Below are 26,804 nucleotides of genomic sequence, written 5' to 3'. Positions count from 1 at the left end.
GGTGCTCCTTACGCGTACGGGCTGTCGGCTCCGGCGGCGGCCGGGCGCGCGGCCCTGGCCGGGCAGCAGCCGACGGGACAGAGGTCGTGCGAGGGTCCGAGGGCGCCCAGGGCGCACCGCTCGGGGTGCTCGCCGCGCTCGCTCGCGGCCCGTTCCAGGACCAGCTCGCGGACGGCGGCGGCGAAGCGGGGGTCGGCGCCGACGGTCGCGGCGCGGGCGACCGGCAGGCCGAGCTCGGCGGCCTTGGCGGCGGCCTCGGTGTCGAGGTCGTACTTGACCTCCATGTGGTCCGAGACGAAGCCGATGGGGACCATGACGACGGCGGGGACGCCGTCGCCGTGCGCGGCCTCCAGGTGGTCGCAGATGTCGGGCTCGAGCCAGGGGATGTGGGGGGCGCCGCTGCGGGACTGGTAGACGAGCCGCCAGGGGTGCTCCGTGCCGGTCTCCTCGCGTACCGCCTCCACGAGGGTGCGGGCGACGTCGAGGTGCTGGGCGACGTAGGCGCCGCCGTCGCCGTGGCCCTGCGCGGGGCCGGAGGTGTCCGCGGCGGCGGTGGGGATGGAGTGGGTGGTGAAGGCGAGGTGCGCGCCCTCGCGGACGTCCTCGGGCAGCTCGGCGAGGGCCGCGAGGACGGCGTCGGCCATGGGGCGGACGAAGCCGGGGTGGTTGAAGTAGTGCCGCAGCTTGTCGACGCGGGGCGGCGTCGCGCCCTCGGCCTCCAGGGCCGCGAGCGCGTCGGCGAGGTTCTCGCGGTACTGCCGGCAGCCGGAGTACGAGGCGTAGGCACTGGTGGCGAGGGTGAGCACGCGGCGCCGGCCGTCGGCCGCGATCTCGCGCAGGGTGTCGGTCAGGTACGGCGCCCAGTTGCGGTTGCCCCAGTAGACCGGCAGGTCGAGGCCGTGCTCGGCGAACTCCTTGCGCAGGGCGCCGAGCAGCGCACGATTTTGGTCATTGATCGGGCTGACGCCGCCGAAGAGGAAGTAGTGCTGCCCGACCTCCTTGAGGCGCTCGCGGGGGATGCCGCGCCCGCGCGTGACGTTCTCCAGAAAGGGAACGACGTCGTCCGGGCCCTCGGGGCCGCCGAAGGAGAGCAACAGCAGGGCGTCGTAGGGGGCGTGCGCTGGCTGATCCGACATGCGTCCGATCCTGCCACCCTGCACGGACTGCCGGGAAATGACGGTGCGCCGAACAAACGTACCCCCGTAAGCTGTATCGGCCAGCTACATCCCTTACGGCACCCTCGTCCCGTCCCCAAAACAACCCCCTCGGGAGCCGTCTTGCCCAGTCCCTACCGCGAGATCTTCGCCGCTCCCGGCAGCAAGGGTTTCTCGGCGGCCGGTCTCCTCGGCCGGATGCCGCTGTCGATGTTCAGCATCGGCATCGTCACCATGATCTCCCAGATCACCGGCCGCTACGGGCTCGCGGGCGCCGTCTCCGCGGCCCTGGCCGTCTCCGCCGCCGTCCTCGGCCCGCAGATATCCCGGCTGGTCGACCGGCACGGGCAGAGCCGGGTGCTGCGCCCGGCGACGCTGGTGGCGCTGGCCGCCGTCGCGGGGCTGCTGCTGAGCGCCCAGCAGCGCTGGCCCGACTGGACGCTGTTCGTCTTCGCCGCGTTCGCCGGCTGCGTGCCGAGCGTGGGATCGATGGTGCGGGCCCGCTGGGCGGCGATCTACGGGGGCAGCGGGCTCCTGCACACGGCCTACGCCTTCGAGTCCGTCCTGGACGAGGTGTGCTTCATCGTCGGCCCGATCCTGTCGATCGGGCTGTCCACCAGCTGGTTCCCCGAAGCGGGCCCGCTGCTGGCCGCCGGCTTCCTCGCGATCGGCGTCCTGTGGCTGACCTCCCAGCGCGCCACCGAGCCGCAGCCGCACCCGCGCGGGCAGCACGGGAGCGGCCACGCACTGCGCTCCCCCGGCCTGCAGGTGCTGGTGGCGACCTTCGCCGCCACGGGCATGATCTTCGGCGCGTGCGACGTGGTGACCGTCGCCTTCGCCGAGGCCGAGGGCCACAAGAGCATGGCGAGCCTGGTGCTCGCGGCGTACGCGCTGGGCTCCTGCCTGGCGGGGATCGTTTTCGGACTCCTGCGGCTGAGCGGGGACATAGCCCGCCGCTGGCTCGTGGGCGTGTGTGCGATGGCCGTGAGTATGATCCCCCTCCAACTGGTCGGGAGCCTGCCGTTCCTGGCCGTGGCGCTCTTCGTCTCGGGGCTGTCGATCGCGCCGACCATGGTGACGACGATGGCCCTCGTCGAACAGCACGTACCGCGCGCGCAGCTGACCGAGGGCATGACCTGGACGAGCACGGGTCTCGCGGTCGGCGTGGCGCTGGGGTCGTCGACCGCCGGCTGGGTGGTGGACGTCCACGGCGCCGCCACGGGGTACGCGGTGTCCGGGGTGGCGGGGGCGCTCGCGGCGGCGGTCGCGTTCCTGGGGTACCGCCGGCTCCGCGGGCCGGCGCCGCAGCGGCCTGGGGGACCTGTGCCGCAGGCAAGGGGAGGGTCTGACGCACATGACGGAGACGACCGGAACGACGACCTCAGCAAGGGCATCGTCGCCTAGGGCGGCCGCGCCGGCCCGCTGGCGCAACTGGGCGGGCAACGTCACCGCGCACCCCCGGCGGACGGTGGCCCCCGCCTCCGCGGGCGAGGTCGCGGAGGCGGTCGTACGGGCCGCGGCGGACGGCCTGCGGGTGAAGGCGGCCGGCACCGGCCACTCCTTCACCGCCGCTGCCGCCACCGACGGCCTGCTCATACGCCCGGAGCGCCTCGGGGGCCTGCGCGCGATCGACCGCGCGGCGGGCACGGTGACGGTGGGGGCCGGCACCACGCTCCGGCACCTGAACGCGACGCTGTCCGCGCACGGCCTGTCGCTGGCCAACATGGGCGACATCATGGAGCAGACCGTCTCGGGGGCGGTCAGCACCGGCACCCACGGCACGGGCCGCGACTCGGCCTCGCTCTCGGCCCAGGTCCGCGCCCTGGAGCTGGTCACCGCGGACGGCTCGGTGCTGACCTGTTCCGCGGAGGAGAACCCGGAGGTCTTCGCCGGCGCCCGGCTGGGGCTGGGCGCGCTGGGCGTGATCACCGCGGTCACGTTCGCGGTGGAGCCGGAGTTCCTGCTCCGGGCGCGCGAGGAGCCGATGCCCCTCGACCGGGTCACCGGCGAGTTCGAGCAGCTGGTCGCCGAGAACGAACACTTCGAGTTCTACTGGTTCCCGCACACCGGCAACTGCATCACCAAGCGCAACAACCGCAGCGCGGGTCCCGCGGACCCGCCCGGCCGGGTCGCCGCCTGGGTCGAGGACGAGCTGCTGTCGAACGGCCTCTTCGGTGCCCTGTGCGCCGTGGGCCGCGCCGTGCCCGCCGCCGTCCCCGGCATCGCCCGGCTCGCCGGCCGCGCCCTGTCGGCCCGCACCTACACGGACGTGCCGTACCGCGTCTTCACCAGCCCCCGCCGCGTCCGCTTCCTGGAGATGGAGTACGCGCTGCCGCGGGAGGCCGCGATACCGGCGCTGCGCGAGCTGCGGGCCGCGATCGAGCGCTCGCGGCTGCGCGTGGCCTTCCCCGTCGAGGTCCGCACGGCTCCGGCCGACGACATACCGCTGTCCACGGCCCACGCGCGGGACACCGCCTACCTCGCCGTGCACATGTACCGGGGCGCCCCCTACCGCGCCTACTTCCGGACCGCCGAGCAGATCATGACGGCGCACGGCGGCCGGCCCCACTGGGGAAAGCTCCACAGCCGCGACGCCGGGCACCTCGCGGCGGCCTATCCACGTTTCACCGACTTCACCGCCCTGCGGGACCGCCTGGACCCGCAGCACGTATTCGGCAACGACTACCTACGACGCGTGCTGGGCGCGTAAGGGAACTGCATTAGGGGCGCGGGGAACTGCGCGACCGGCCCCCACCGGCCGGCAGCCGACCGGCGACGTCTACGAGGTCGTACGGGGCGCGCCCCTACGAAACGGCGCCCGCCGCAGGCGAACCCGCGCCGGCCGCCGCGTTCTGCCCCTGCGCCGGCGGCTTGGGCGTCGTCCCACCGCCCGTGGTGCCCTGGCCGGCCGTGCTGCCGCCGGTGCCGCCGCCACCCTTGTCGTCCCCGCCCGTGCCACCGCCCTGGGAGGTCGAGGGATTGGGCGTGGGGTCCGGCTTGGTGCTGGGCGTCGAGCCTCCCGAGGACGGCGATGTCGACGGGTCCGGCGACTGCTTGCCCGTGTCGCCGCCCTGCCGCGAGGCGTCCGGGTCGGGCGAGGGACCGGAGTCGCCGCCGGTGCCGCGCTCCTCGCCGCCGTCGTGCGAGCGCTCCGGGCCCGGGGACCGCTCGGGCGGCGGGTCCTGCTTCTTCTGCGACTTCCCGCCGTCGAAGATCTGGCTGACCGTGGTCCCCTTACCACCGTCCGCACTCGATCCCTTGACCAGCTCGACCGCGGTGACGGTGCCCATCGCGAGGACGAAGACCGCGCCGGCGGCGATGAGCGGGCGCTTCCAGCCGCGTGTCCGGGTGCCGTGCGTCGTGGCCGGGGTGTACGTGTCCGTGTCCGTGTACGCAAAGGAGTGTTCATCGGCGCGCGCACCAGGATGCGCGCCCGCGTATGCGCCTCCGGGCTCCGGCGACCGTGACGCCGCGTGCAACAGTCGCGTCGCCGCGTCGTCCGCCGCCGGGAGCATCTGCGTGGCGTCGGCCTGCGGCAGCATCCGGGTCGCGTCGTCCTGCGCGGCGCGCCGCGCGGGGTCCTGTGCCGCGGCCGCGGCGCGGCCGACGGCCCGGCCCGCGTCCTGTACGGGCACCTGGCGCAGTTTCGGTTTCGCCGCCTGCGTGGTCGCCTCGCGAAGCTGTTCGCCGGTCCGCTTGAACAAGTGCTGGAAGACCGAGCCGCCCGACGTGGCCACGACACTGACGACGCCGGCGCCGATGACCGTGCCGTACACCCCGAGCTTGCCCGCGAGCAGTGCGGCGATCACCGCCGCGAGGGCGCTGCCGGCGACCTGTGCGAGGCTCAGCTCCAGACGCTTGTTCTTCTGTTTTGCCTCACTTTCGCCTTTGTCGTCCATCTCCTGCCTCTGTGTAGCCTTGGGTCCGTCTTGCAGGTAGAAGAGACATTCGAGCGTAACGAACAGTTCCGATTCCGGCGATTCTGTGAACCTCGACACCCGCGCAACCGCCTTCGCGCGCGATAGGTACGATCAACTCCCTTCTCCCGCGTGAACTTCGATGGCGCGCCATTCCACCCCCAGTGGCCCGAATGGAGTACTGTGACGAGCCCTGGCCCCGGTGTCCCGTCCGGCTGCCTGGACCCAACGGGCGGGGCCCCACCGGCTCTCACCCCCGTCAACTCGGCAATGTTGTGGCAGGCTGCACCCGGGCAGGCCACACTCGACTAGCGGAAGCAGCGACGCACGTGACGTCGGCAGGCACCACCCGGGAGGTCCCCATGCCCGAACTGCGTGTCGTGGCCGTCTCCAACGACGGCACACGGCTGGTGCTCAAGGCTGCGGACAGCACGGAGTACACCCTTCCTATCGATGAACGGCTGCGCGCCGCCGTACGTAACGACCGTGCTCGTCTGGGGCAGATCGAGATCGAGGTGGAGAGCCATCTCCGCCCCCGCGACATCCAGGCGCGCATACGTGCGGGAGCCTCCGCGGAGGAGGTGGCGCAGCTCGCGGGCATCCCCGTCGAGCGGGTGCGCCGGTTCGAGGGCCCGGTCCTGGCCGAGCGCGCGTTCATGGCCGAGCGCGCCCGCAAGACGGCCGTGCGCCGCCCCGGCGAGAACACCGGCCCGCTCCTCGGCGAGGCCGTGGCCGAGCGGCTGATGCTGCGCGGGGCCGAGAAGGACACCGCGCAGTGGGACTCCTGGCGCCGGGACGACGGCACGTGGGAGGTCCTGCTCGTCTACCGGGCGGCAGGTGAGCCCCGCGCGGCGAGCTGGTCGTACGACCCGCCGAGGCGGATCGTTCAAGCGATGGACGACGAGGCCCGCGCGCTCATCGGCGAGACCGACGACACGCCCGAGCCGAGCTTCCCCTTCGTACCCCGGATCGCCCGTCTGCCGCGGGACAGGCCCCTCGACCGGTCGCTGGACCGGCAGCAGGCCGCGTCCTCCGGCCCGCCGTCCGCGCCCGAGGCGGGCGCCGAGCCGCCCGAGGAGCCGCCCGCCAAGGAGCGGGATTCGCTGACGAGCCTGCTCGAAGCGGTCCCCAGCTTCCGCGGCGACATGGTCGTCCCGGAAACCCCCTCGGTCGCACCGGCGAGTGACGAGCCGTCCGACGAGCCGGAGGCGGTCGAGCCCCCGGCGCCGGCCGCGAGCGCGGGCGCCGCGTACGCGGACGTCCTCATGCCGCGGTCCGTGGCCGGCCACCGCGACCGGCTGGTCGGCACGACGGACCGTCAGGCCGAGGCCGACGGGGTCCGGCCCGGCCGCCGGGCGGCGGTCCCCAGCTGGGACGAGATCGTCTTCGGCACCCGCCGCAAGAAACAGGAGTAACCGCTACGCCAGTGACCATCCGTCAGTCCCCCGGCTCCGGCCGGGGGCGGCGACGGCAGCGCGCACCGGGCCGCCCCAGGTCCGGCGACCGGGCGGCGGACGATCCGCCGGGCCGCCCGTGGAGAGCGGGCCCGATGGGAGCACGCGGTCATCTGCGCCCGCCGCCGCGGCGCTCGGCCACGACGATGCTCTCCGGGGCCGCCCGGCCCCGGGCACGGTCCCTTCGCCCCGTATGCGGCCGGCTCGGCACCGCCGGACCGCGCCGTGAGAGCTTCCTGCCGTTGCGGCGGGAAGCGAATCGCTCGACGGGCGGGACTGCAGACCGTCGGGCCTGCCTGCCCCAGGAGGCGACCCGCTCGGCAGGCCGGTCCGCGGCCCGCCCCACGGGCCGGCCGGTGAGCCGCCCGCAGGGCCGCCCCGCAGACCGGTCCGCGGTCTCAGCCCGGCTGCGGCCCCGTGGCCACGGGGCGCGAGGGGTCCGAGGACCACTCGCTCCACGAACCCACGTACAGGGCGGCCGGGATGCCCGCTACGGCCATCGCGAGGAGCTGGTGCGCGGCGGAGACGCCGGAGCCGCAGTAGACGCCCACCTCGGTGCCCTCCACCGCGCCCAGGGCGCCGAAGCGGGCGGCCAGTTCGGCCGCGGGCCGCAGGCGCCCGTCCGCAGCCACGTTCTCCGTCGTCGGCGCGTTGACCGCGCCCGGGATGTGCCCGGCCACCGCGTCGATCGGCTCGGTCTCGCCCCGGTAGCGCTCCCCCGCCCGGGCGTCCAGCAGCAGCCCGCGGCGGGCCAGCGCCGCCGCACCGTCCGCGTCGAGCAGCGGCAGCGCCCCCGGCACCGGTACGAAGTCGCCCTCGCGCGCGGGCGTCCGCTCGGCCGTGACCTCCCCGCCCTGCGCCCGCCAGGCCGCCAGGCCCCCGTCCAGGACGCGCACGGACGGATGCCCGGCCCAGCGCAGCATCCACCAGGCCCGCGCGGCCGCCCAGCCCTGTCCCCCGTCGTAGACGACGACGTCCCCGCCGGAGCCGACGCCCGCCCTGCGCATCGCCGCGCCGAACACGTCGAGCCCGGGCAGCGGATGCCTGCCCTGCTTCCCCGCGGGGCCGGCGAGCTCGCTCTCGAGGTCCACGTAGACCGCACCGGGGATGTGCCCCGCCTCGTACTCCGGCCGGCCGGGCGGGCCGCCGAGCTGATAGCGGACGTCCAGCAGGACGGGCGGCTGCCCGCCGACCGACGCGTCCATGAGTTCGACTGCGGAGATGATGGCATTCATGGCCCCCATCCTGACGTAGTCCGGCGTGCGTTGAACGGGCCTCTGGCCAGGTGGCGCACAACTGATCGATACTGGGCGCCGCGTTCGCCGGGGCGCGCTCGGGCGCCGGAACGGTACTGCCCCGCGATTCCGGGCATTCTCCTGCGGGAACCCGGGAATCCCGGCGCGGCCGGGGGGCGCGTGACGGCAGGTGGTGCAACCATCTGGTCGTGCCCCGTCCCGTACCACCCCCGCGCGCCGCGGCCCGGCGCGGGTCGCGCGGCCACCACGATGGTCCGAGGAGAGAGTGACATGACCGAGGTTTGGGGCTCCCCCCGGCCAGGAGCGGGGGAGGTCCGGCAGGCGCCGGGCAGCCCGTGCTGGACGAGTCTCCTGGCGCACGACCTGGAGGCGATCCAGGACTTCTACGGCGGTCTGTTCGGCTGGGCCTTCTACAGCCCCGGGCCGCGCCGGCTGGGCCCCTACGTGCGCGCCACGGTCGACGGCCGCGACGTCGCCGGCCTCGGGGAGCTCGCGCCCGGCCTGCGGCTGCCGACCGCCTGGACCACCTACCTCGCCAGCGACGACGCCGACGAGGCCGCGGAGTGGATCCGCTGCTCCGGCGGCACGGTGGGGGTGGGCCCGCTCTCCGCGGAGGACGCGGGGCGGCTGGTGCTCGCCAGCGACCCGGCCGGGGCGCCCTTCGGCGTGTGGCAGGGCCAGAAGCTGACCGGCGCCCAGCTGACGGGCGTGCCCGGCACGCCCGCCTGGCACGAGCTGGTGACCCGCCGGGCGTCGGCGGTCGCCGGCTTCTACCGGGCCCTGTTCGGCTACGACGTCAAGCCGGCCGACGCCGCGCGCTCGGCCCACTCCCCGGCGGATTCCCCGGCGGACCTCGACCCCGCGGACCACCTCACGCTGCAGCTCGACGGCCGGCCGGTCGCCGCGATCCGGGGCGTCGGCGCGGCGCTGCCGCGCGAGCAGGGCCCGCACTGGATGACGTACTTCGAGGTCGCGGACACCGATGCCGCCGCCCTGCGGGTGGTGGAGCTGGGCGGCCGGGTGCTGCGGCCGCCGCACGAGGCGCCGGCCGGCCGGGTGGCCACCGTCACCGACCCGGAGGGGGCGGTCTTCACCCTTCTGCGGACGTCCCGTTGACGGGGGCCGGGTCGACGGGCAGCACGTCGGGAGAGAGCGCGGCGGCGCGCGCCGCGGCGGCCGTCAGCCGGCGGCGGTGGTGGCGCCGGCACAGCACCTCGTAACCCACCACGGTCTCGGGCTGGTTGACGTCGCCGACGACCACCTGGGCGCCCTCGACGACCATCTGCCCGCCCACCGTACGAGCGTTGTGCGTGGCCCGCGCACCGCACCAGCACAGCGCCTCGACCTGCAGCACCTCTATGCGGTCGGCGAGTTCGACCAGGCGCTGGGAGCCGGGGAAGAGCTTGGTGCGGAAGTCGGTGGTGATGCCGAAGGCGAAGACGTCGAGTTCGAGGTCGTCCACGATCCGGGCGAGCTGGTCGATCTGATCCGGCTCCAGGAACTGCGCCTCGTCGGCTATCACGTAGTCGGCGCGGCCCCCCGCCGAGAGGTGGGCGACGATGTGCGCGTAGAAGTCGAACCCCTCGCCCGCCTCGACGGAGTCGGTGACCAGGCCGAGCCGGGAGGAGAGCTTGCCCTCGCCGGCGCGGTCGTTCCGGGTGTAGATCATCCCTTGCAGGCCGCGGGCCGAGCGGTTGTGCTCGATCTGCAGAGCGAGGGTGCTCTTTCCGCAGTCCATGGTTCCGGAGAAGAACACCAGCTCGGGCATGGGGAAGCCAATGCCTTTCATAGGTCGGGGCGTTGAGGGGGGCGCGCGATCGTACGGGGGCTGCGGGCCTACGGGTTCAGGCACGCACTTCGAGGAGCGGCACCAGCTGCTCCACGGGCGTCATGGAGCCGTGCAGCCCCACCATCGCGGATTCGTTCGGCTCGGTCTCGGTGGCGACGATCGCGATGTCGTCGCGGGCGGCCGCGACCACGTCGCCGATCCGGCCGTGGACGCGGCCGTCCACGCCGTCGCCGGGGCGGCCGAACCAGCCCGCCTCGATCGCCTCGTCCCGGCTCGCGATCCACATCTGCTCGCCGAGCACCTCGCGCCACACCGCGAGGACGTCGGCGGCGGCGCCGGGCACGGCGTAGACGTGGCGGGCTCGGGCCTCGCCGCCGAGCAGGGCGACGCCCGCGCGCAGCTCCCAGTCCTCGTCGAAGTCGATGCGCGACTCGGGGTCGAAGGGGATGTCGATCATGCCGTGGTCGGCGGTGACGTACAGCGCCGAGCGGGGCGGCAGCTGCTCGGCGAGGCGCTGGGCGAGCCGGTCGACGTACATCAACTGGCCGCGCCACTCGTCGGAGTCGACGCCGAAGCGGTGCCCCTTGCCGTCGACGTCGCTGTAGTACGTGTAGACGAGCGAGCGGTCCGCGGCGCCGAGGCGGTCGGCGGCGAGGTCCATCCGGTCCTCGCCGGAGAGCCGGCCGTGGAAGGTGCCGCCGCTCAGCGCGATCTTCGTCAGCGGGGTGTGCTGGAAGTCCGGGGCGGAGACCTGGCAGGTGTGCACCCCGGCCGCGTCCGCGAGCTGGAAGACGGTCGGGTACGGCTGCCAGACGTGCGGGTCGGTCCAGGGCCGCCAGCGCAGCTGGTTCATCAGCTGCCCCGTGGCCGGGTCGGCGACGGTGTAGCCGGGCAGGCCGTGGGCGCCCGGCGGCAGCCCGGTGCCCACCGAGGCGAGGGAGGTCGCCGTGGTGGACGGGAAGCCGGCCGTCAGGGGCGAGCCAGTGCCGTTGGTCGAGCCGGCCATCAGCGAGTGCAGGAACGGCGCCTCGGCGGGGTGGGCGCGCAGCAGCTCCCAGCCGAGGCCGTCGATCAGGAAGACGCACACGCGGTCGGCGGGGGCGAGCTCCAGGCCCGTGGAGAATCCGGGGACCCCCATGCCGGCCGCGACCGCGGGCAGCAGGTCGGCCAGCGAGCCCGTGCCGTAGCGGGGCAGCGGGGCCGAGCGGGGGTCGAGCGGGACGGGCTCGTGCCAGGCGGAACCCGCCGTCATGGGAGAGGACATCAGCGGGCGGTCGCCGCACCGGCCGTAGGGGCCGCAGGGGCTGCGGTGGCCTCGGAGAGGGCCTGGGCGAAGGCCAGCGCCTGGCGGACGGTGTCCGGGCCGTCGCCCGCCTCGCTGACGCGCAGGCTCAGGTCGTCGGCCGTGGAGGAGCCGGTGTAGCCGTGGTCCGCGTCGCAGTTGGGGTCGCCGCAGGCGGCGGGCTCCAGGTCGATCCGGGACACCGCGCCCCAGCCGATGTTCAGCACGACCTCGCGGGGCAGGGTGCCCGGGGTGTACGACTCCGGGTTGGCGACGACGCGGCTCAGCACGACCGAGGAGATCCGCTCCAGCTTCACGGATTCCGTGGAGGTGGTGGCGTACGGGGACGGCGAGGTGCCGTCGGCGGCCTGCTCGTCAGTGTGGCTGACGATGAACCGGGTGCCGGTGAGGACGAGGACGGTGACGTGGCGGCGCACCTCGTTGGAGTCGAACGTCGTCTCCTGGTGCACCAGGTACGACGCGACCGGCTCCCCGCCCACGGCGGCCTCCACCGCCTCGGCCACGAGGGCCGGGTAGTAGCCACTGCGCTCGATCGCCGCGCGCAGCCCTTGGGTCGTCGTACCGGTCTTCGCCATAAGCCCATCCTAAGGGGCCCACGGGCCCCAACCGCCCGATGCGCCCACGCCGGCCTCTCCGAGGCCGGCCGGGTGGGACCGGGGTCACACCCACGCCGCGGCGCCCACCGCCGGACCGGTTCGTGCACCCCACTCACCCGCCTCGGTGCCCTGGACCTCGCCCCCGCGACGCAGCCCGGCGGTGCCGGACCCTGCGGGGCAGGAACCCGTACGTGCCTGAGACCGGGGACGGGCGGCAGCAGCAACGGCAAGCATCACCACCCGGGCATCCCACTCCGCCGCGCACGGCGACAAACCCCCACGGCGGCAACCGGCGGCGCCGGACCAACCACAACCCACACCGGGAAAGCCCGCCACAGGCAGATCGGCACCGCCGCACCGGTTCGTCGTGGCCCGGCACCGCGGCAGCGGACAGGGTCCCCGCACCGGGGAACGGCGGCAGCAGCAACGGCAAGCATCACCACCCAGGCATCCCACTCCGCCGCGACGGCGACAAACCCCCACGGCGGCAACCGGCGGCGCCGGACCAACCACAACCCACACCGGGAAAGCCCGCCGCAGGCGGACCGGCACCGCCGGGCACCGCCGTCGCCGCTGAGCACCGTTGCCCGGGTGCAGCCCGGTGGTCTGTTGGCGTCAGACCACCGGCAGGCTGCGCGGGCCCAGGTCCGTGCGGGCCGGGGCCGGGGCCAGGCGGATGGTGGCGCCCAGGACGTGCACTCCCCGGGGCGCGACGATCACCGGCTCCAGGTCGGCGCCGACGACCTCGGGGTGGTCGTCGACCAGCCGGGAGACGCGCAGCAGCAGCTCCTCCAGGGCCCTGGTGTCGACGGGCGTCGTACCGCGCCAGCCGAAGAGCAGCGGGGCGGTGCGGATGGAGCGGATCTGCTCGGCGGCGTCACGGTCGGTGACGGGGACGAGCCGGTGGGCCGTGTCGCCGAGGAGCAGGGAGGGCGCCCCGGCCAGCCCGAAGGACAGGACTGCCCCCGCCGCCGGGTCGATCGCCGCCCGTACGACGGTGTCGACCCCGCGCGGCGCCATGGACTGGACGACGAGCCGGGTCTCCTCGGGCTTGCCGAGGAGCTCGGTCAACTCGGCGTACGCGCGCCGCAGTTCCGCTTCTCCGCCCAGGTCGAGCCGGACGCCGCCGAGGTCGGCGCGGTGGCGCAGGTGCGGGGCGGTGGGCTTGAGGGCGACGGGGAAGCCGAGCCGCTGCGCGGCACGCACCGCGCCGTCGGGGTCCGGCGCCGGCAGCGCGGGCAGCACGGCGATCCCGTACCGGGCGAGGAGCCGCTGGGTGTCGGGAGCGGAGAGGGTCACCGCCCGCGGGCCCTCGGGCGGCGGCGCCAGGCCGGCCCCGTGGGCCTCCAGCAGCACGCCGATGTCGGCGGCGGCCCCGGCCTCGTCGATGTCGTCGTACTCGGGCACGCGCCCCGGCTCGGCCGCGTGCCGCCGCCAGCGTGCGTACCGCGCGGCCTCGGCGAGCGCCCGGACGGCCCGCTCGGCGGCGGGGTAGGCGGGTATCCGCACGGCCGGCGCAGCGCCCTCCGTGCCCCCGGCGCCCTCGCCCGCCGGCTCCGCGAGCGCCGGCTCCGCGAGCGCCTCGGCGAGCCCCGGGATCTCCAGGTGCACGACGGTCACCGGCTTGGCGGCCGGCGAGGCCGCGACCGCCTCGCGCAGCGCCCCCGCGAGGTCCGCCGCGGAGGCGTCCCCCACCCACGGGATGGCGGTGACGACGACGGCGTCGCACTCCTCGTCGGCCAGGACACCGGCCAGCGCCCTGCGGAAGTCGGCGGGCTGGGCGGCGGTGGTGAGGTCGTACGGGGGCTGGGGGCGCAGGCCGTCCGTGAGGCAGGCGTCGTAGGTGAGCAGGGCGAGGGACTCGGAGTTGCCGAGGATGGCGACGCGCGGCCCGGCGGGCAGCGGCTGGGAGGCGAGGAGCAGCCCGGTGTCGGCGAGCTCGGTGACCGTGTCGACGCGGATGACGCCGGCCTGCCGGAGCAGGTCGGAGACGGTGGCGTCGGGGATGCGGGTGGTGGGCACGGCGTGCCCGGTGGGCGCGGCCCCGCCGTGGCGTGCGCCTTTGACGACGACGACGGGCTTGCGGGCGGCGGTGCGCCGCGCGAGGCGGGTGAACTTGCGGGGGTTGCCGATGGACTCCAGGTACATGAGTACGAGGTCGGTGTCCGGGTCGTCGTGCCAGTACTGGAGGAAGTCGTTGCCGGAGACGTCCGCGCGGTTGCCGGCGGAGACGAAGGTGGAGATGCCGACGAGCCCGGCGGCGCGCCGGTGGAGCCCGGAGAGCAGGGCGATGCCGATGGCCCCGGACTGGCTGAAGAGCCCTATGCGGCCGGCGGCGGGCAGCTCGGGCGACAGGGAGGCGTTGAGGCGGACGCCGCCTGCGGTGTTGATGAGGCCGAAGGCGTTGGGCCCGATGATGCGCATCCCGTAGGAGCGGGCCTGGCGCACGAGCTCGCGCTGGCGCTCGCGCCCGTCGGCACCGCTCTCGCCGTACCCGGCGGAGAGGACGACGAGGCCCTGGACGCCGTGCTCGCCGCATTCGGCGACGACGGAGGGCACCTCACCGGCGGGCACGGCCACGACGGCGAGGTCGACGGGCCCGGCGATGCCGAGGACGGAGCGGTGGGCCGGCACACCCTCGGGGTCGAGCCGCGTGGTGCCCTCGGGGAAGGCGTGGTTGACGGCGTGGACCTGCCCGGTGAAGCCGCCGGCCAGCAGGTTGCGCAGCACGGCCCGCCCCATGCCGCCCGGCGTGCGGCCGGTGCCGATGACGGCCACGGAGCCGGGGGCGAGCAGCCGCTGCACCGAGCGGGCCTCGGCGCGCTGCTCGCGGGCCCGCTGGACGGCGAGGGAGCGGTCGGTGGGCTCCAGATCCAGTTCGAGGCGGACGACGCCGTCCTCGAAGCTGCGCTTCTGGGTGTAGCCCGCATCCGTGAACACCTTGATCATCTTGGTGTTGGCGGGCAGCACCTCGGCGCTGAAGCGCCGGATCGCGCGCTCGCGGGCCACGGCGGCGATGTGCTCCAGGAGGGCGGAGGCGACGCCGCGGCCCTGGTGGGCGTCCTGCACGAGGAAGGCGACCTCGGCCTCGTCGGCGGGCTCGGAGGCCGGCATGCCGCGGCCGTCGATGCGGTCGTAGCGGACGGTGGCGATGAACTCGCCGCCGACGGTGGCGGCGAGGCCGACCCGGTCGACGTAGTCGTGATGGGTGAAGCGGTGCACGTCCCGGTCGGAGAGGCGGGGATAGGGGGCGAAGAAGCGGTAGTACTTCGACTCGTCCGAGACCTGCTCGTAGAAGCTCACCAGGCGCTGGGCGTCGCCGGGGGTGATGGGGCGCAGGTGCGCGGTGCCGCCGTCGCGCAGCACGACGTCGGCTTCCCAGTGGGTGGGGTACGCGTACTCGGGCCCGGACTGCGCCGGCGTCGTCTGCATGGGGCCAGCGTAAGGCCGGGCACGGACATCGGGAGCGCTGCGCCGGAGCACTCCGGGCACCGTGAGACACTGGTCTAGACAACTCCTACGACTTGAAGGGCAACACCATGGCTGAGCGCCGCGTCAACGTCGGCTGGACCGAGGGCCTGCACGCCCGTCCCGCGTCGATCTTCGTCCGTGCGGCGACCGCCGCCGGCGTCCCCGTGACGATCGCCAAGGCCGACGGCAACCCGGTCAACGCCGGCTCCATGCTGGCCGTGCTGGGCCTGGGCGCCCAGGGTGGCGAGGAGATCGTCCTTTCCAGCGACGCCGAGGGCGCCGAGGCCGCTCTGGACCGTCTGGCGAAGCTGGTCGCCGAGGGTCTCGAGGAGCTCCCGGAGACCGTCTGATTCGACGGAAATCGCGTGCGGCGGGGCCGCGGCGGCCGATTGAGGGCCGCCGCGGCCCCGCTGTCGTTTTCCCGTCCGCACCCCGCGCACCCCATTCACACCCCCGCGTGCGCCCGCGTGAAATCCATGGCATTCCAGCGGTAACAGCCGGGTATTCCTTCGGCGGAAGTTCGGCCGGAGATGGTTCCTGCGGTAACACGGGACGTAAATAGGCCCGAGCCCCGGGAACGAGGTCAAGAGCCGGAGATCACCGTTCGCGCGGCCGGACCCGCATTCCGCACGCGGGCCGCCGGCACGGTGCGGCGCAGCCGGAATTCCCCCGGCGAGCGGTCCGTGCGGGCCGCCGCGATGGCCCGGGCCCGCTCCGCGTCGCCGCGGGCGACGGCGTCCACGAGGGCGCCGAGCACCTCCCAGGTGTCGACGGGCCGCGCGGGCGGCTCCGCCGCGTACACCCATGAGATCTTGAGCCGGAGCTGGGTGAGCAGGCCCGCCAGGCTCGGGCTGCCGGACGCCTGGGCGAGGGTCTCGTCGAACCAGTCCCCGAGCGGCCGCAGCTCGCCCGTACGCCCGCCCCGGGCGCGCTCCTGGCCGAGCCGGACCAGACCGCGCAGCACCTTCAGGTGCGCCTCCGTACGGCGCTGTGCGGCGCGCGCGGCGCCCAGCGGCTCCAGCAGGGCGCGGACCTCCAGCAGATCGGCGGCCTCCTGCTCGGTCGGCTCCGCGACGCAGGCGCCCGCGTGCCGCCGGGTGGTCACGAACCCCTCCGAGGCGAGGGTGCGCAGCGCCTCGCGCACGGGCACGCGCGAAACGCCGTAGCGGCGCGCGAGGACTTCTTCGGTGAGCCTGCTGCCGGGCGGAAACGTGCCGGAAACAATGTCGTCACGGATCGCCGTGCACACGGCGTGCGCGGAAATGCGACGGCCGCTCTGATTCGCTGTGCCATCACCGTTCACGTAGGGCCCCGCATGGGTGAACCTCCGCATAACCCCCGCGAAACGCGGCCGATTGACGCCTGTTCAGCGACTCTATTGCAGCCGTCCGCGATTTCCGACGGCGCACGTGAAGTCATCGATATGTTTTGGCCAACACGAGGATACGACGAAGGCCCCGGCCGGTGGGCCGGGGCCTTCGTCAGGCGAATGTGCCGCGCGGGGGCGCGGGCGGGTGCGTCAGAGGGAGACGCCGTGCTCGCTGAGGTAGGCGACCGGGTCGATGTCGGTGCCGTACGTGGCGCCGGTGCGGGCCTCGAAGTGCAGGTGCGGGCCGGTGACGTTGCCCGTGGCACCGGAGAGGCCGATCTGCTGGCCGGCGGTGACCGACTGGCCGACGCTGACGTCGATGGACGACAGGTGGCCGTACTGCGTGTAGGTGCCGTCGTTGTGCTTGATGACGACGTTGTTGCCGTAGGCGCCGCCCCAGCCGGCCTCGACGATGGTGCCCGCGCCCACGGCCTGGATCGAGGTGCCGGTCGCGGCGTGCATGTCGATGCCGGTGTGGCTGCCGGAGGACCACAGGCCGCTGGAGGCCTTGTAGGACGTGGAGACGTACGAGCCGGCGATCGGCGAGACGAAGGTGTTCAGGCGCTTGCGCTCCTGCTCGCGGGCGACGCGCTCGGCCTCCTTGCGCTCGGCCTCGGCCTTGCGCTTGGCCTCGTCCGCGGCCTTCTTGACGTCGGCGGCCTGCTGCTTGGCGGCGGTCTCGGCCTCGTGGACGGCGGTGGTCTCGGCCGCGGCGCTGCTCTGGACCTGGGCCTGCTCGCCGATGCGGCCGGCCGTGTCCTCGCCGATGACGACGGCCTGGGTCAGGCCGGTGTCCTCGGTGGGACGGTGGGCCTCGTCGGGCGAGGCGGCCAGCGCCGGGGCGGCGAAGCCCGCGACGACACCGGTGGCGGCGAGGGTGGCTATGCCCGCCGCGTTCGCGCTGACGCGAACGGCGCGGCTCGGCTTGCGGTGCTTCCCGGTGGCACGAGTGAACGCCATTGGTGAGGCTGGTCCTTTCCTTCCCTCTCGCCTACCGGGTTAGCTGACGGGTTCGGAGCAGGAAGGTCTCCTACGGATCCCTCCGGAAAGGGGCCCGATTCACCCCAGGGACACTTGGGTCCCCGGCTCCCCTGGCTCGCGCCGTACGGGGACTCGGCGATGTCTGCCCGGGCCGCGGATGCGGCGCACATCTGACGGACAGACGCTTCGACGCTAGACGCCGCCACTTTCGATCGGCAAACAGAAGCCCCATTTTGTGGCCCACGCCACAACGCAGACGTGCAACCACTCCGCTAAATCGGACATTTGGCAGGCACACGCGCCTCAGGGGCGCGCGTGCCTGCCGGTTGACGGACCGACCGGTGCGGCCGGCCCGCCGGGGGGCTTCAGCCCGTGATCACGGTCACTTCCCCGATGCCGAGGGCACGGACGGGCTCCTCGATCTGCGCGGCGTCACCGACGAGCACCGTCACCAGGCGGTCGACCGGGAAGGCGCTCACCACGGCGGCGGTGGCCTCCACCGTGCCCGTCGCGGCCAGGCGCTCGTACAGGCGCGCCTGGAAGTCGTCCGGCAGGTGCTGCTCGACCTGGTCGGCGAGGGTGCCCGCGACGGCCGCCGCCGTCTCGTACTTCAGCGGGGCGACGCCGACCAGATTCTGCACGGCGGAGTCGCGCTCCTCGTCCGTCAGGCCCCCGGCGGCGAGGGTGCGCAGGACGGTCCACAGGTCCTCCAGCGCGGGGCCGGTGGAGGCGGTGTCCACCGAGCCGCTGATGGCGAGCATGGCCGCGCCGGTGCCCTCCGGGGTGGACAGCAGCACCTGGCCGAAGGCCCGCACGCCGTAGGTGTAGCCCTTCTCCTCGCGCAGGACGCGGTCCAGGCGGGAGGTGAGGGTGCCGCCCAGGCAGTACGTGCCGACGCTCTGGGCGGGCCAGACCTGGCCGTGCCGGTCGGCGCCGATGCGGCCGATGAGGAGCTGCGTCTGGACCGCGCCGGGGCGGTCCACGATGACGACGCGGCCGGTGTCGTCCGCGGTGACCGGCTTGAGCGGGTACGGCTCGGCCGGGGAGCCCGTCCAGGCGCCGAGGGAGTCGGCGAGGGCCGCGTCGAGGTCGACCCCGGTGAAGTCGCCGACGACCACGGCGGTCGTGGTGGCGGGGCGCACATGGGCCTCGTAGAAGGCCCGCACGGAGGCGGCGTCGATGCGGGCGACGGTCTCCTCGGTGCCCTGGCGCGGGCGGGACATCCGCGAGCCGGCCGGGAAGAGCTCCTTGGAGAGCGCCATGGCGGCCCGGCGGGCGGGGTTGGCCAGCTCGTGCGGGATCTCGTCCAGGCGGTTGCCCACCAGCCGCTCGACCTCGTGGTCGGGGAAGGCGGGGGCGCGCAGCGCGTCGGCCACGAGGCCGAGGGCCTTGCCGAGCCGGGAGGCGGGGACCTCCAGGGACAGGCGCACGCCGGGGTGGTCGGCGTGGGCGTCGAGGGTGGCGCCGCAGCGCTCCAGCTCGGCGGTGAACTCCTCGGCGGTGTGCTTGTCGGTGCCCTCCGACAGGGCGCGCGCCATGATGGTGGCGACGCCGTCGAGGCCCTCGGGCTCCGCGGCGAGGGGGGCCACGACGTTGATGTCGACGGCGACGACCTGCTGGCCCGGGCGGTGGCAGCGCAGCACCGTCAGGCCGTTGGGGAGCGTGCCGCGCTCGGGGGCGGGGAAGGCCCAGGGGGCCGCGGGGCCGGCCTGGGGCTGCGGGTGGAAGTCCATGGAAGGCTGGGCAGGCTGGGCGGGGGCCACGGCGTCGCTCACTTGGCCGTCTCCTCTTCTTCGGCGTTCTCGTCGGCGGCGGGGGCGGCGGCCTCGATGGGCTCGTACACCAGCACGGCGCGGTTGTCGGGGCGCAGGCGGGCCTGGGCGACCTGCCGCACCTCCTCCGGCGTGATGTCCAGGACGCGCTGCACGGCGGTGAGGGCGAGCTGGGGGTCGCCGAACAGCACCGCGAAGCGGCACAGTTCGTCGGCGCGGCCGCTGACGGTGGAGAGCCGGTCCAGCCACTCGCGCTCCAGCTGGGCCTGGGCGCGCTCCATCTCCGCGGGGGTCGGGCCCTCGGCGGCGAAGCGGGCGAGCTCCTCGTCGACGGCGGCCTCGATGCCGGCCACCTCGGCGCCGCCGGACGCCTTGACGTCCAGCCAGCCCAGCGAGGGGGCGCCGGCGAGCCGCAGCAGGCCGAAGCCGGCGGCGACGGCGGAGCGGTCGTGGCGGACCAGGCGGTTGTGCAGGCGGGAGGACTCGCCGCCGCCGAGGACGGTGACGGCCAGGTCGGCGGCGTCGGCCTCGCGGGAGCCGTCCTGCGGGAGGCGGTAGGCGGCCATCATGGCGCGGGCCGGGACCTCCTCGCGGACGACCTGGCGCAGCTCCTCGCCGATGACGTCGGGCAGGCTGCCGTCGCGCGGGGGCTGCTTGCCGTCGTGCGCGGGGATCGAGCCGAAGTACTTCTCGATCCAGGCGAGGGTCTGCTCGGGGTCGATGTCGCCGACGACCGACAGGACGGCGTTGCCCGGAGCGTAGTAGGTGCGGAAGAAGGCGCGGGCGTCTTCCAAAGAGGCCGCGTCCAGGTCGGCCATGGAGCCGATCGGGGTGTGGTGGTACGGGTGGCCGTCCGGGAAGACCATGGCGGTCAGCCGCTCGAAGGCGGTGCCGTAGGGGACGTTGTCGTAGCGCTGGCGGCGCTCGTTCTTGACGACGTCGCGCTGGTTCTCCATCGACTCGTCGTCGAGGGCGGTGAGCAGGGAGCCCATCCGGTCGGCCTCGAGCCACAGGGCCAGCTCCAGCTGGTGCGCCGGCATGGTCTCGAAGTAGTTGGTGCGCTCGAAGCTGGTGGTGCCGTTGAGGGAGCCGCCGGCGCCCTGAACCAGCTCGAAATGGCCGTTCCCCTTGACCTGTGCCGAGCCCTGGAACATAAGGTGCTCGAAGAGGTGGGCGAGGCCTGTGCGGCCCTTGACCTCATGGCGCGAGCCGACGTCGTACCAGAGGCAGACGGCGGCGACCGGGGTCAGATGGTCTTCGGAGAGCACCACCCGCAGGCCGTTGGCCAGCCGGTGCTCGGTCGCTGTGAGGCCGCCGGTACCGGCCTGTTGCGTGGCCGTGTGACCCATGGGCATGTACGTCCCTTCGATCGCTTGAAATCTCGCGCCGGTGCGCGATGACTCGCGTGATGAGCAGTGCTGTCACTGTATGCAAGCGCGCTGACATCCGGCGAAGTTCCCGGCGCGGTGCCCCCTTACGGACGGGTCGTGTCCGGTGTTGTCAGTGGCGCGGTCCACAATGGTCCGCGTCAGCACCCTGCCTCGGCAATCGATCGAAGGAGCCGCAGCCGCGATGGCCCGCCGCAGCACGAAGACCCCGCCGCCGGAGAACTTCGAGGAGCGCATCCTCGACATCGACGTCGTCGACGAGATGCAGGGTTCCTTCCTCGAGTACGCCTACTCCGTCATCTACTCCCGGGCCCTGCCCGACGCGCGCGACGGCCTCAAGCCGGTCCACCGCCGGATCCTCTACCAGATGAACGAGATGGGCCTGCGCCCCGACCGCGGCTACGTGAAGTGCGCCCGCGTCGTGGGCGAGGTGATGGGTAAGCTCCACCCCCACGGCGACGCCTCCATCTACGACGCCCTGGTGCGCATGGCGCAGCCGTTCTCCATGCGCGTGCCGCTGGTCGACGGCCACGGCAACTTCGGCTCCCTCGGCAATGACGACCCGCCCGCGGCCATGCGTTACACCGAGGCCCGGATGGCGTCGGCGACGTCCCTGATGACGGAGTCGATCGACGAGGACACCGTCGATTTCACGCCGAACTACGACGGCAGTGAGCAGGAGCCCGTGGCCCTGCCCGCCGCCTATCCGAACCTGCTGGTCAACGGCGCGTCCGGGATCGCGGTCGGCATGGCGACGAACATGCCGCCGCACAACCTCGGCGAGGTCGTCGCGGCCGCCCGGCACCTGATCAAGCACCCGGGCGCCGACCTCGACACGCTGATGAAGTACATCCCCGGCCCGGACCTGCCCACGGGCGGCCGGATCGTCGGCCTCAGCGGCGTGCGCGACGCCTACGAGACGGGCCGCGGCACGTTCAAGATCCGCGCCACCGTCTCCGTGGAGACCGTGACGGCCCGCCGCAAGGGCCTGGTCGTCACCGAGCTGCCCTTCACCGTCGGCCCCGAGAAGGTCATCTCCAAGATCAAGGACCTGGTCGGCTCGAAGAAGCTCCAGGGCATCGCCGACGTCAAGGACCTCACCGACCGCGCCCACGGCCTGCGCCTGGTCATCGAGATCAAGAACGGTTTCAACCCCGAGGCCGTCCTGGAGCAGCTCTACAAGCTCACGCCGATGGAGGAGTCCTTCGGCATCAACAACGTCGCCCTGGTCGACGGCCAGCCGCTGACCCTGGGCCTCAAGGAGCTCCTGGAGGTCTACGTCGACCACCGCTTCGAGGTGGTGCGGCGGCGCAGCGAGTTCCGGCGCGGCAAGCGGCGCGACCGGCTGCACCTGGTCGAGGGCCTGCTGGTGGCCCTGCTCGACATCGACGAGGTCATCAGGATCATTCGATCGAGTGAGAACGCGGCGCAGGCCAAGGAGGCCCTCATCGCGCACTTCTCCCTCTCCGAGGTGCAGACGCAGTACATCCTCGACACTCCGCTGCGCCGCCTGACGAAGTTCGACCGCATCGAGCTCGAGGCGGAGCGCGACAAGCTCACCCAGGAGATCGAGGAGCTGACGCGGATCCTGGAGTCCGACGCGGAGCTGCGCAAGCTGGTCTCCGGGGAACTGGCCGACGTGGCGAAGAAGTTCGGCACCGACCGCCGTACGGTCCTGCTGCAGTCGGCGGGCGCCCCGGCGTCGGCGGTCCCGCTGCAGGTCGCCGACGACCCGTGCCGTGTGCTGATGTCCTCCACCGGCCTGCTGGCCCGCACGGCCACCGGTGAGCCCTTCCCGCCCGCGGCCGGCGAGGCCAAGCGCGTCAAGCACGACGTGATCGCCTCGGCGGTGCCGGCGACGGCCCTGGGCGAGGTGGGCGCGGTGACGTCGGCCGGGCGCCTGCTGCGGATGCGGGTGATCGACCTGCCGCAGCTGCCGGAGACGGCGGCGGCGCCCAGCCTGGCGGGCGGCGCACCGGTGCCGGAGTTCCTCTCCCTGGCGGACGGCGAGACGGTCGTCTGTCTCACCACGCTGGACGAGTCCTCGCCGGGGCTCGCGATCGGCACGGAGCAGGGCGTCGTCAAGCGCGTGGTCCCCGACTATCCGGCCAACAAGGACGAGCTGGAGGTCATCTCCCTCAAGGACGGCGACCGCATCGTCGGCGCCGCCGAGCTGCAGACGGGCGAGGAGGATCTCGTCTTCATCACCGATGACGCACAGCTGCTGCGCTATCCGGCCTCGCAGGTGCGGCCGCAGGGCCGGCCCGCGGGCGGCATGGCGGGCGTCAAGCTCTCCCCGGACGCGAAGGTGATCTCCTTCACCGCCATCGACCCGGCGGCCGACGCGGTGGTGTTCACCCAGGCCGGGACGCGGGGGACCTTGCTGGGCGCCTCGGAGGGCACGGCGAAGCTGACCCCCTTCGACCAGTACCCGCGCAAGGGGCGGGCGACGGGCGGCGTGCGCTGCCAGCGCTTCCTCAAGGGCGAGGACTGCCTCGTCATGGCCTGGGCGGGCGCCGCCCCGGCACGGGCGGCGGATGCGAAGGGCGCCCCGGTGGAGCTGCCGGAGGCCGACCCGCGGCGGGACGGCTCGGGCACTCCCCTGGCGAAGCCGGTGAAGGCGCTGGCGGGCCCGGTGTAACCGGCACGGAGGGCGGGGGGCGCCGCGGGCGCCCCCGTCAGCCCTGTGCGTACCGCAGGACTCCCCACATGCTGTTCTCCTCCGCCGGCGGCTCCCCCGCGGTGACGCGGCAGCGGTCCAGTCCGGCCCGCAGGGCCTCCGTGTCGACTCCCCTGCCGATCAGCACGAGCTGGGTGAGCCGTTCCTCGGCCCGCGCCCAGGAGGAGCGGTAGAAGCGCAGGAAGTCGCCCACGGCGTGGACGGCGAACTTGTGCTTGTGCCCGGCTATGCCGAAGTACACGAAGCCCTTGATCCGGTAGAGCCCCTCCGGCCGGCTGTCGAGGAACTCCATCAGCCGCCGCGGGTCCACGGGCTCTTCGGAGACGAACTCGACGCTCTCGTAGGCGGCGTGCAGGTGCCCGCCGTGGCCGCAGCCGTCGTGGCAGTCGTGGCCGTGCGCGTGGTCATGGCCGTGGCCGTCCTGCTCGTCGCCGGCCTCGTCGTCGGCGCACAGGTCCTCGAAGGACAGCTGGCGCGTCTTCGCCGGGTCGTCCTCGCGCGGCTTGCGGTCGAAGAGCAGCTCCGGGTCGACGCGCCCGTACGACGCGGGCACGACGGGCGTGCCGGGGCCGAGCTCCTCCAGCACGCCGAGGATCTCCCGGCGGGCCTCGTCGCCGACCCTGTCCGCCTTGTTGAGGACGACGAGGTCGGCGATGGCCACGTGGCGGTCGAGCTCCGGGTGCCGGGCCCGGGTGGCGGCGAACTCCGCCGCGTCGACGACCTCGACGAGGCCTCCGTAGACGATGTCCTTGTTGTCGCTGGCGAGGATCATCCGGATGACCTCCTGCGGCTCGGCCAGGCCGCTGGCCTCGATGACGATGACGTCGATGCGGGCCGCGGGGCGGGAGAGCCGGTCGAGGAAGCCGTCGAGGTCGCTGGTGTCCACGGCGCAGCACAGGCATCCGTTGCCGAGCGAGACCATCGAGTCGACCTGCCCGGCGACGCTCATGGCGTCGATCTCGATGCTGCCGAAGTCGTTGACGATCGCCCCGATGCGGGTGCCCCCGCTTCTCCCCAGGAGGTGGTTGAGGAGCGTGGTCTTGCCCGACCCCAGGAAACCTGCGAGCACGATGACCGGGATCTGTCGCTTGGCCACGGAGGGCGCCTCCATCGTCAGTCGAGCACGGCGGGGACCGGCTGGGGCGGGGGCGGGCCCACGTACCGGGCCGCCGGGCGGATGATCTTCGAGTCGTCCGCCTGCTCCAGGATATTGGCGCTCCAGCCGACGACGCGGGCCGCGCAGAAGGTGGGGGTGAACATCTCGCGCGGCAGCCCGCACAGCTCCATGACGACGCCCGCGTAGAACTCGACGTTGGTGTGGAGCTCCCGGCCGGGCTTGAGCTCGGCGAGGATCGCCTCCACCCGGGCCTCGACCTCGACGGCGAAGTCGACGAGGTCGCCGCCGAACTCCTCGGCGATCTCGCGGAGCATCCGGGAGCGGGGGTCCTCGGTGCGGTAGACGGGGTGCCCGAAGCCCATGATCCGTTCGCCCGCGAGGACGCGTTCGCGGATCCAGGAGTCGATGCGGTCGGGGGTGCCGATGGCGTCGAGGGTGTCGAGCGCCCGGCTGGGGGCGCCGCCGTGCAGCGGGCCGGAGAGGGCGCCGATCGCGCCGCACAGGCAGGCGGCGAGGTCCGCGCCGGTGGAGGCGATGACGCGGGCGGTGAACGTCGAGGCGTTGAAACCGTGATCAATGGTGGAGACGAGGTACCGCTCGACGGCCCGGGCCTGCCGGGCGCCGGGCTCGGCTCCGGAGAGCATGTAGAGGTAGTTGGCGGCGTGCGGCAGGTCGTCGCGCGGCTCGACGGGCTCCTGGCCGTTGCCGAGCCGGTGCAGGGCCGTGAGCAGGGTGGGGACGGCGGCGCAGGCGGCGAGCGCGGCGGCCTCGCGCCCGGCGGCGTCGGTGTCGTACAGCGGCCGGAGCCCGGCCGAGGCGCCGAGGAGGGACAGCGCGGTGCGCAGCCCGGCGAGCGGGCCGGAGGCGGCACCGGCGCGGGCGATGCCCGGCAGGGCGTCGCGCACGTCCTGCGGGAGCCGGCGCAGGGCCGCGGTCTCGGCGGCGAAGCGGGCGCGCTGCTGTGCGTCCGGCAGGGAGCCGCGGAACATCAGGTGCCAGACGTCCTCGAAGGACCGGGTCTGTGCGAGTTCGACGGCCGAGTACTGGCGGTAGTGGTAGAAGCCCTCCCGGCCGCGGACGTCGCCGAGGGCGGTGTCGGTGACGACGACGCCGGCGAGACCGCGCGGCACTTCGGTGATCGGCATTGCTGCTCCCTGATCCGTGTCAGTGATCGATCAAAGCTTGACCCGACTGTCCATGCTTGACTCAATAGTTGTCAATGTTGATTCCAATCAATATGCAGAGGTGGATAGCGTGTCCTCCATGGCGGATCACAGGACGAAGGACGGCACGGGCCGGCAGCCGGCGGACGACGTGGAGCGCGACGGCGTCCCCGGCGAGCGGCTGACCACCCGCGAGGTCGCCGAGCGGCTCGGCGTGAAGCCCGAGACGGTCTACGCATACGTGAGCCGCGGCCAGCTCACCAGCCGCCGCGGCCCCGGCGGGCGCGGCAGCACCTTCGACGCGCGCGAGGTCGACGCGCTCGTGCGGCGCGGACGGCGCGAGACGGCGTTCGGCGGCGAGACGGCGATCCGCACGGGCGTCACCCTCATCGAGAAGGACCGGTACTTCTACCGCGGCGTGGACGCCACCGCGCTTGCCGAGCGGTACGGCTACGAGGAGGTCGCGGAGTGGCTGTGGACCGGCCGGCTGCGGCCCGGCACGCGGTTCACCGCCCCGGAGGACGGCCTGATCGCAGCGCTCCGTGCGGTGAGCGCCATGCCCGCGCACAGTGGCCCCACAGACTGCCTGCGGGTGGCGGCGATCGCGGCGGCCGCCGCCGACCCGATGCGCTTCGACCTGTCGCCCGAGGCGGTGCTGGGCACGGCGCGCGGACTGATCCCGACGCTGGTCGACGCGCTGCCGGCCGCCGGGCGGCTGCCCCGGGAGGACGCCGGCGGCACCCCGCTCCCCCGCAGGCTGTGGTCCCGGCTGACCGCGCAGGCGCCCGACGAGGCGTCACTGCGTGCTCTGGAAGCCGCACTCGTCCTGCTCATCGACCACGACCTGGCCGCGTCCACGCTCGCCGTACGGGTCGCCGCCTCCGCCCGCTCCCACCCCTACGCCGCGGTCTCGGCCGGGCTCGGGGTGATGGAGGGTCCGCTGCACGGCGCGGCGAGCGGCCTGGCGCACCGGATGCTGACGGAGGTGCTGCAGCGGGGCAGCGCAGGGGCGGTCGTGGCCGACCACCTGCGCGGCGGGCGCCGCGTGCCGGGCCTCGGCCACCGGCTCTACCCGGGCCCCGACCCCCGCGCCACCGCCCTGTTCGCGCGGCTGGAATCCGTACCGGCGTCCGCGGACGCGCTGGAGGCGGCGCGCGAGGTCGAGGCGACGACGGCCCGGCACGTGGCCCTGCACGCCAACGTGGACCTCGCCCTCGCCGTGCTGTCGGTCTCCGCGGAGATGCCGCCCGAGGCCGGGGAGACGGTGTTCGCGGTCGCCCGTACCGCCGGCTGGATCGCGCACGCACTGGAGGAGTACACGGAGCGTCCGCTGCGGATGCGCCCCACGGGCGCCTACTCGGGCCCCAGGCCGCCCCAGCCCATGCCGTGAGCTT

20 protein-coding genes and 1 riboswitch are annotated in these 26,804 nt (G+C 73.9%); of the genes, 7 read left to right on the top strand and 13 right to left on the bottom strand.

Going from position 1 to position 26,804, the window contains the following annotated elements:
• Nucleotides 1–8 precede the first annotated feature (8 nt).
• The gene (locus FGW37_RS24375) at nt 9–1,136 is read right to left on the bottom strand and encodes a ferrochelatase (RefSeq protein ID WP_179082995.1); all 1,128 of its coding nucleotides are present in this window, start codon (nt 1,134–1,136) and stop codon (nt 9–11) included.
• 141 nt (nt 1,137–1,277) lie between these two features.
• Here FGW37_RS24375 and FGW37_RS24370 point away from each other — a divergent pair, with 141 nt between their 5' ends.
• The gene (locus tag FGW37_RS24370) at nt 1,278–2,558 is read left to right on the top strand and encodes an MFS transporter (protein WP_179082994.1); all 1,281 of its coding nucleotides are present in this window, start codon (nt 1,278–1,280) and stop codon (nt 2,556–2,558) included.
• A complete protein-coding gene (locus FGW37_RS24365) occupies nt 2,509–3,864 on the top strand; it encodes a D-arabinono-1,4-lactone oxidase (RefSeq protein ID WP_179082993.1) in 1,356 nt (451 codons plus the stop codon). The genes FGW37_RS24370 and FGW37_RS24365 overlap by 50 nt, the downstream gene beginning before the upstream one ends.
• A gap of 94 nt (nt 3,865–3,958) precedes the next feature.
• On the opposite strand, the gene FGW37_RS24360 is transcribed toward FGW37_RS24365, so the two are convergent.
• Nucleotides 3,959–5,053 carry a hypothetical protein gene (locus FGW37_RS24360; protein ID WP_179082992.1) on the bottom strand — a complete coding sequence of 365 codons (1,095 nt, stop codon included), beginning with the start codon at nt 5,051–5,053 and terminating at the stop codon, nt 3,959–3,961.
• Between the two features lie 347 nt (nt 5,054–5,400).
• Between FGW37_RS24360 and sepH the strand changes: the two genes are divergently transcribed.
• The gene (sepH, locus tag FGW37_RS24355) at nt 5,401–6,486 is read left to right on the top strand and encodes a septation protein SepH (protein ID WP_179082991.1); all 1,086 of its coding nucleotides are present in this window, start codon (nt 5,401–5,403) and stop codon (nt 6,484–6,486) included.
• A 437-nt stretch (nt 6,487–6,923) separates the two neighbouring features.
• On the opposite strand, the gene FGW37_RS24350 is transcribed toward sepH, so the two are convergent.
• Complete coding sequence (locus tag FGW37_RS24350) at nt 6,924–7,760, bottom strand: sulfurtransferase (protein ID WP_179082990.1); 837 nt, start codon at nt 7,758–7,760, stop codon at nt 6,924–6,926.
• 291 nt (nt 7,761–8,051) lie between these two features.
• On the opposite strand from FGW37_RS24350, the gene FGW37_RS24345 reads away from it, so the two are divergent.
• Nucleotides 8,052–8,897 (top strand): VOC family protein, encoded by an 846-nt coding sequence (locus tag FGW37_RS24345; protein ID WP_179082989.1) that lies wholly within the window; start codon nt 8,052–8,054, stop codon nt 8,895–8,897.
• Here the strand turns inward: FGW37_RS24345 and FGW37_RS24340 are convergent.
• The 4 genes from FGW37_RS24340 to FGW37_RS24325 all read right to left on the bottom strand — a co-directional run bounded on the left by FGW37_RS24340 (nt 8,872) and on the right by FGW37_RS24325 (nt 14,901).
• Nucleotides 8,872–9,549 (bottom strand): thymidine kinase, encoded by a 678-nt coding sequence (locus FGW37_RS24340; protein ID WP_179082988.1) that lies wholly within the window; start codon nt 9,547–9,549, stop codon nt 8,872–8,874. The two genes, FGW37_RS24345 and FGW37_RS24340, sit on opposite strands and share 26 nt — an antisense overlap.
• A 76-nt stretch (nt 9,550–9,625) precedes the next feature.
• Entirely contained in the window at nt 9,626–10,822 is a 1,197-nt protein-coding gene (locus FGW37_RS24335; RefSeq protein ID WP_246430527.1) for an alkaline phosphatase family protein, read from the bottom strand.
• An 11-nt stretch (nt 10,823–10,833) separates the two neighbouring features.
• Entirely contained in the window at nt 10,834–11,448 is a 615-nt protein-coding gene (locus FGW37_RS24330) for a DUF5998 family protein (RefSeq protein ID WP_179082986.1), read from the bottom strand.
• A gap of 636 nt (nt 11,449–12,084) precedes the next feature.
• Nucleotides 12,085–14,901 (bottom strand): bifunctional acetate--CoA ligase family protein/GNAT family N-acetyltransferase, encoded by a 2,817-nt coding sequence (locus FGW37_RS24325; protein WP_179082985.1) that lies wholly within the window; start codon nt 14,899–14,901, stop codon nt 12,085–12,087.
• 107 nt (nt 14,902–15,008) lie between these two features.
• Here FGW37_RS24325 and FGW37_RS24320 point away from each other — a divergent pair, with 107 nt between their 5' ends.
• The gene (locus tag FGW37_RS24320) at nt 15,009–15,290 is read left to right on the top strand and encodes an HPr family phosphocarrier protein (RefSeq protein ID WP_058042134.1); all 282 of its coding nucleotides are present in this window, start codon (nt 15,009–15,011) and stop codon (nt 15,288–15,290) included.
• A gap of 233 nt (nt 15,291–15,523) precedes the next feature.
• Here FGW37_RS24320 and FGW37_RS24315 read toward each other — a convergent pair whose 3' ends face one another.
• The 4 genes from FGW37_RS24315 to FGW37_RS24300 all read right to left on the bottom strand — a co-directional run bounded on the left by FGW37_RS24315 (nt 15,524) and on the right by FGW37_RS24300 (nt 20,411).
• Complete coding sequence (locus FGW37_RS24315) at nt 15,524–16,189, bottom strand: GntR family transcriptional regulator (RefSeq protein WP_246430526.1); 666 nt, start codon at nt 16,187–16,189, stop codon at nt 15,524–15,526.
• 270 nt (nt 16,190–16,459) lie between these two features.
• A complete protein-coding gene (locus FGW37_RS24310; RefSeq protein ID WP_179082983.1) occupies nt 16,460–17,269 on the bottom strand; it encodes a M23 family metallopeptidase in 810 nt (269 codons plus the stop codon).
• A gap of 13 nt (nt 17,270–17,282) precedes the next feature.
• Nucleotides 17,283–17,438: riboswitch (cyclic di-AMP (ydaO/yuaA leader) on the bottom strand.
• 217 nt (nt 17,439–17,655) lie between these two features.
• A complete protein-coding gene (locus FGW37_RS24305) occupies nt 17,656–19,023 on the bottom strand; it encodes a M16 family metallopeptidase (protein WP_179084884.1) in 1,368 nt (455 codons plus the stop codon).
• 38 nt (nt 19,024–19,061) lie between these two features.
• The gene (locus FGW37_RS24300; RefSeq protein WP_246430849.1) at nt 19,062–20,411 is read right to left on the bottom strand and encodes a M16 family metallopeptidase; all 1,350 of its coding nucleotides are present in this window, start codon (nt 20,409–20,411) and stop codon (nt 19,062–19,064) included.
• Nucleotides 20,412–20,634: 223 nt separating this feature from the next.
• Here FGW37_RS24300 and FGW37_RS24295 point away from each other — a divergent pair, with 223 nt between their 5' ends.
• Nucleotides 20,635–23,091: a DNA gyrase/topoisomerase IV subunit A gene (locus tag FGW37_RS24295; protein ID WP_179082981.1), complete on the top strand. Its 2,457-nt coding sequence runs from the start codon at nt 20,635–20,637 to the stop codon at nt 23,089–23,091.
• 37 nt (nt 23,092–23,128) lie between these two features.
• Here FGW37_RS24295 and FGW37_RS24290 read toward each other — a convergent pair whose 3' ends face one another.
• Together FGW37_RS24290 and FGW37_RS24285 are read right to left on the bottom strand one after the other, a co-directional pair.
• Nucleotides 23,129–24,226 (bottom strand): CobW family GTP-binding protein, encoded by a 1,098-nt coding sequence (locus FGW37_RS24290; protein ID WP_179082980.1) that lies wholly within the window; start codon nt 24,224–24,226, stop codon nt 23,129–23,131.
• A gap of 17 nt (nt 24,227–24,243) precedes the next feature.
• Complete coding sequence (locus FGW37_RS24285; RefSeq protein ID WP_179082979.1) at nt 24,244–25,392, bottom strand: citrate synthase/methylcitrate synthase; 1,149 nt, start codon at nt 25,390–25,392, stop codon at nt 24,244–24,246.
• Nucleotides 25,393–25,510: 118 nt separating this feature from the next.
• Between FGW37_RS24285 and FGW37_RS24280 the strand changes: the two genes are divergently transcribed.
• A complete protein-coding gene (locus FGW37_RS24280; RefSeq protein WP_179082978.1) occupies nt 25,511–26,800 on the top strand; it encodes a citrate synthase family protein in 1,290 nt (429 codons plus the stop codon).
• The last annotated feature ends 4 nt before the right edge of the window (nt 26,801–26,804 follow it).

Origin of the sequence: Streptomyces rectiverticillatus (genome assembly GCF_013394065.1) — a bacterium.
GTDB classification, from domain to species: domain Bacteria; phylum Actinomycetota; class Actinomycetes; order Streptomycetales; family Streptomycetaceae; genus Streptomyces; species Streptomyces rectiverticillatus.
This window is presented reverse-complemented; position numbering and strand designations above follow the sequence as displayed.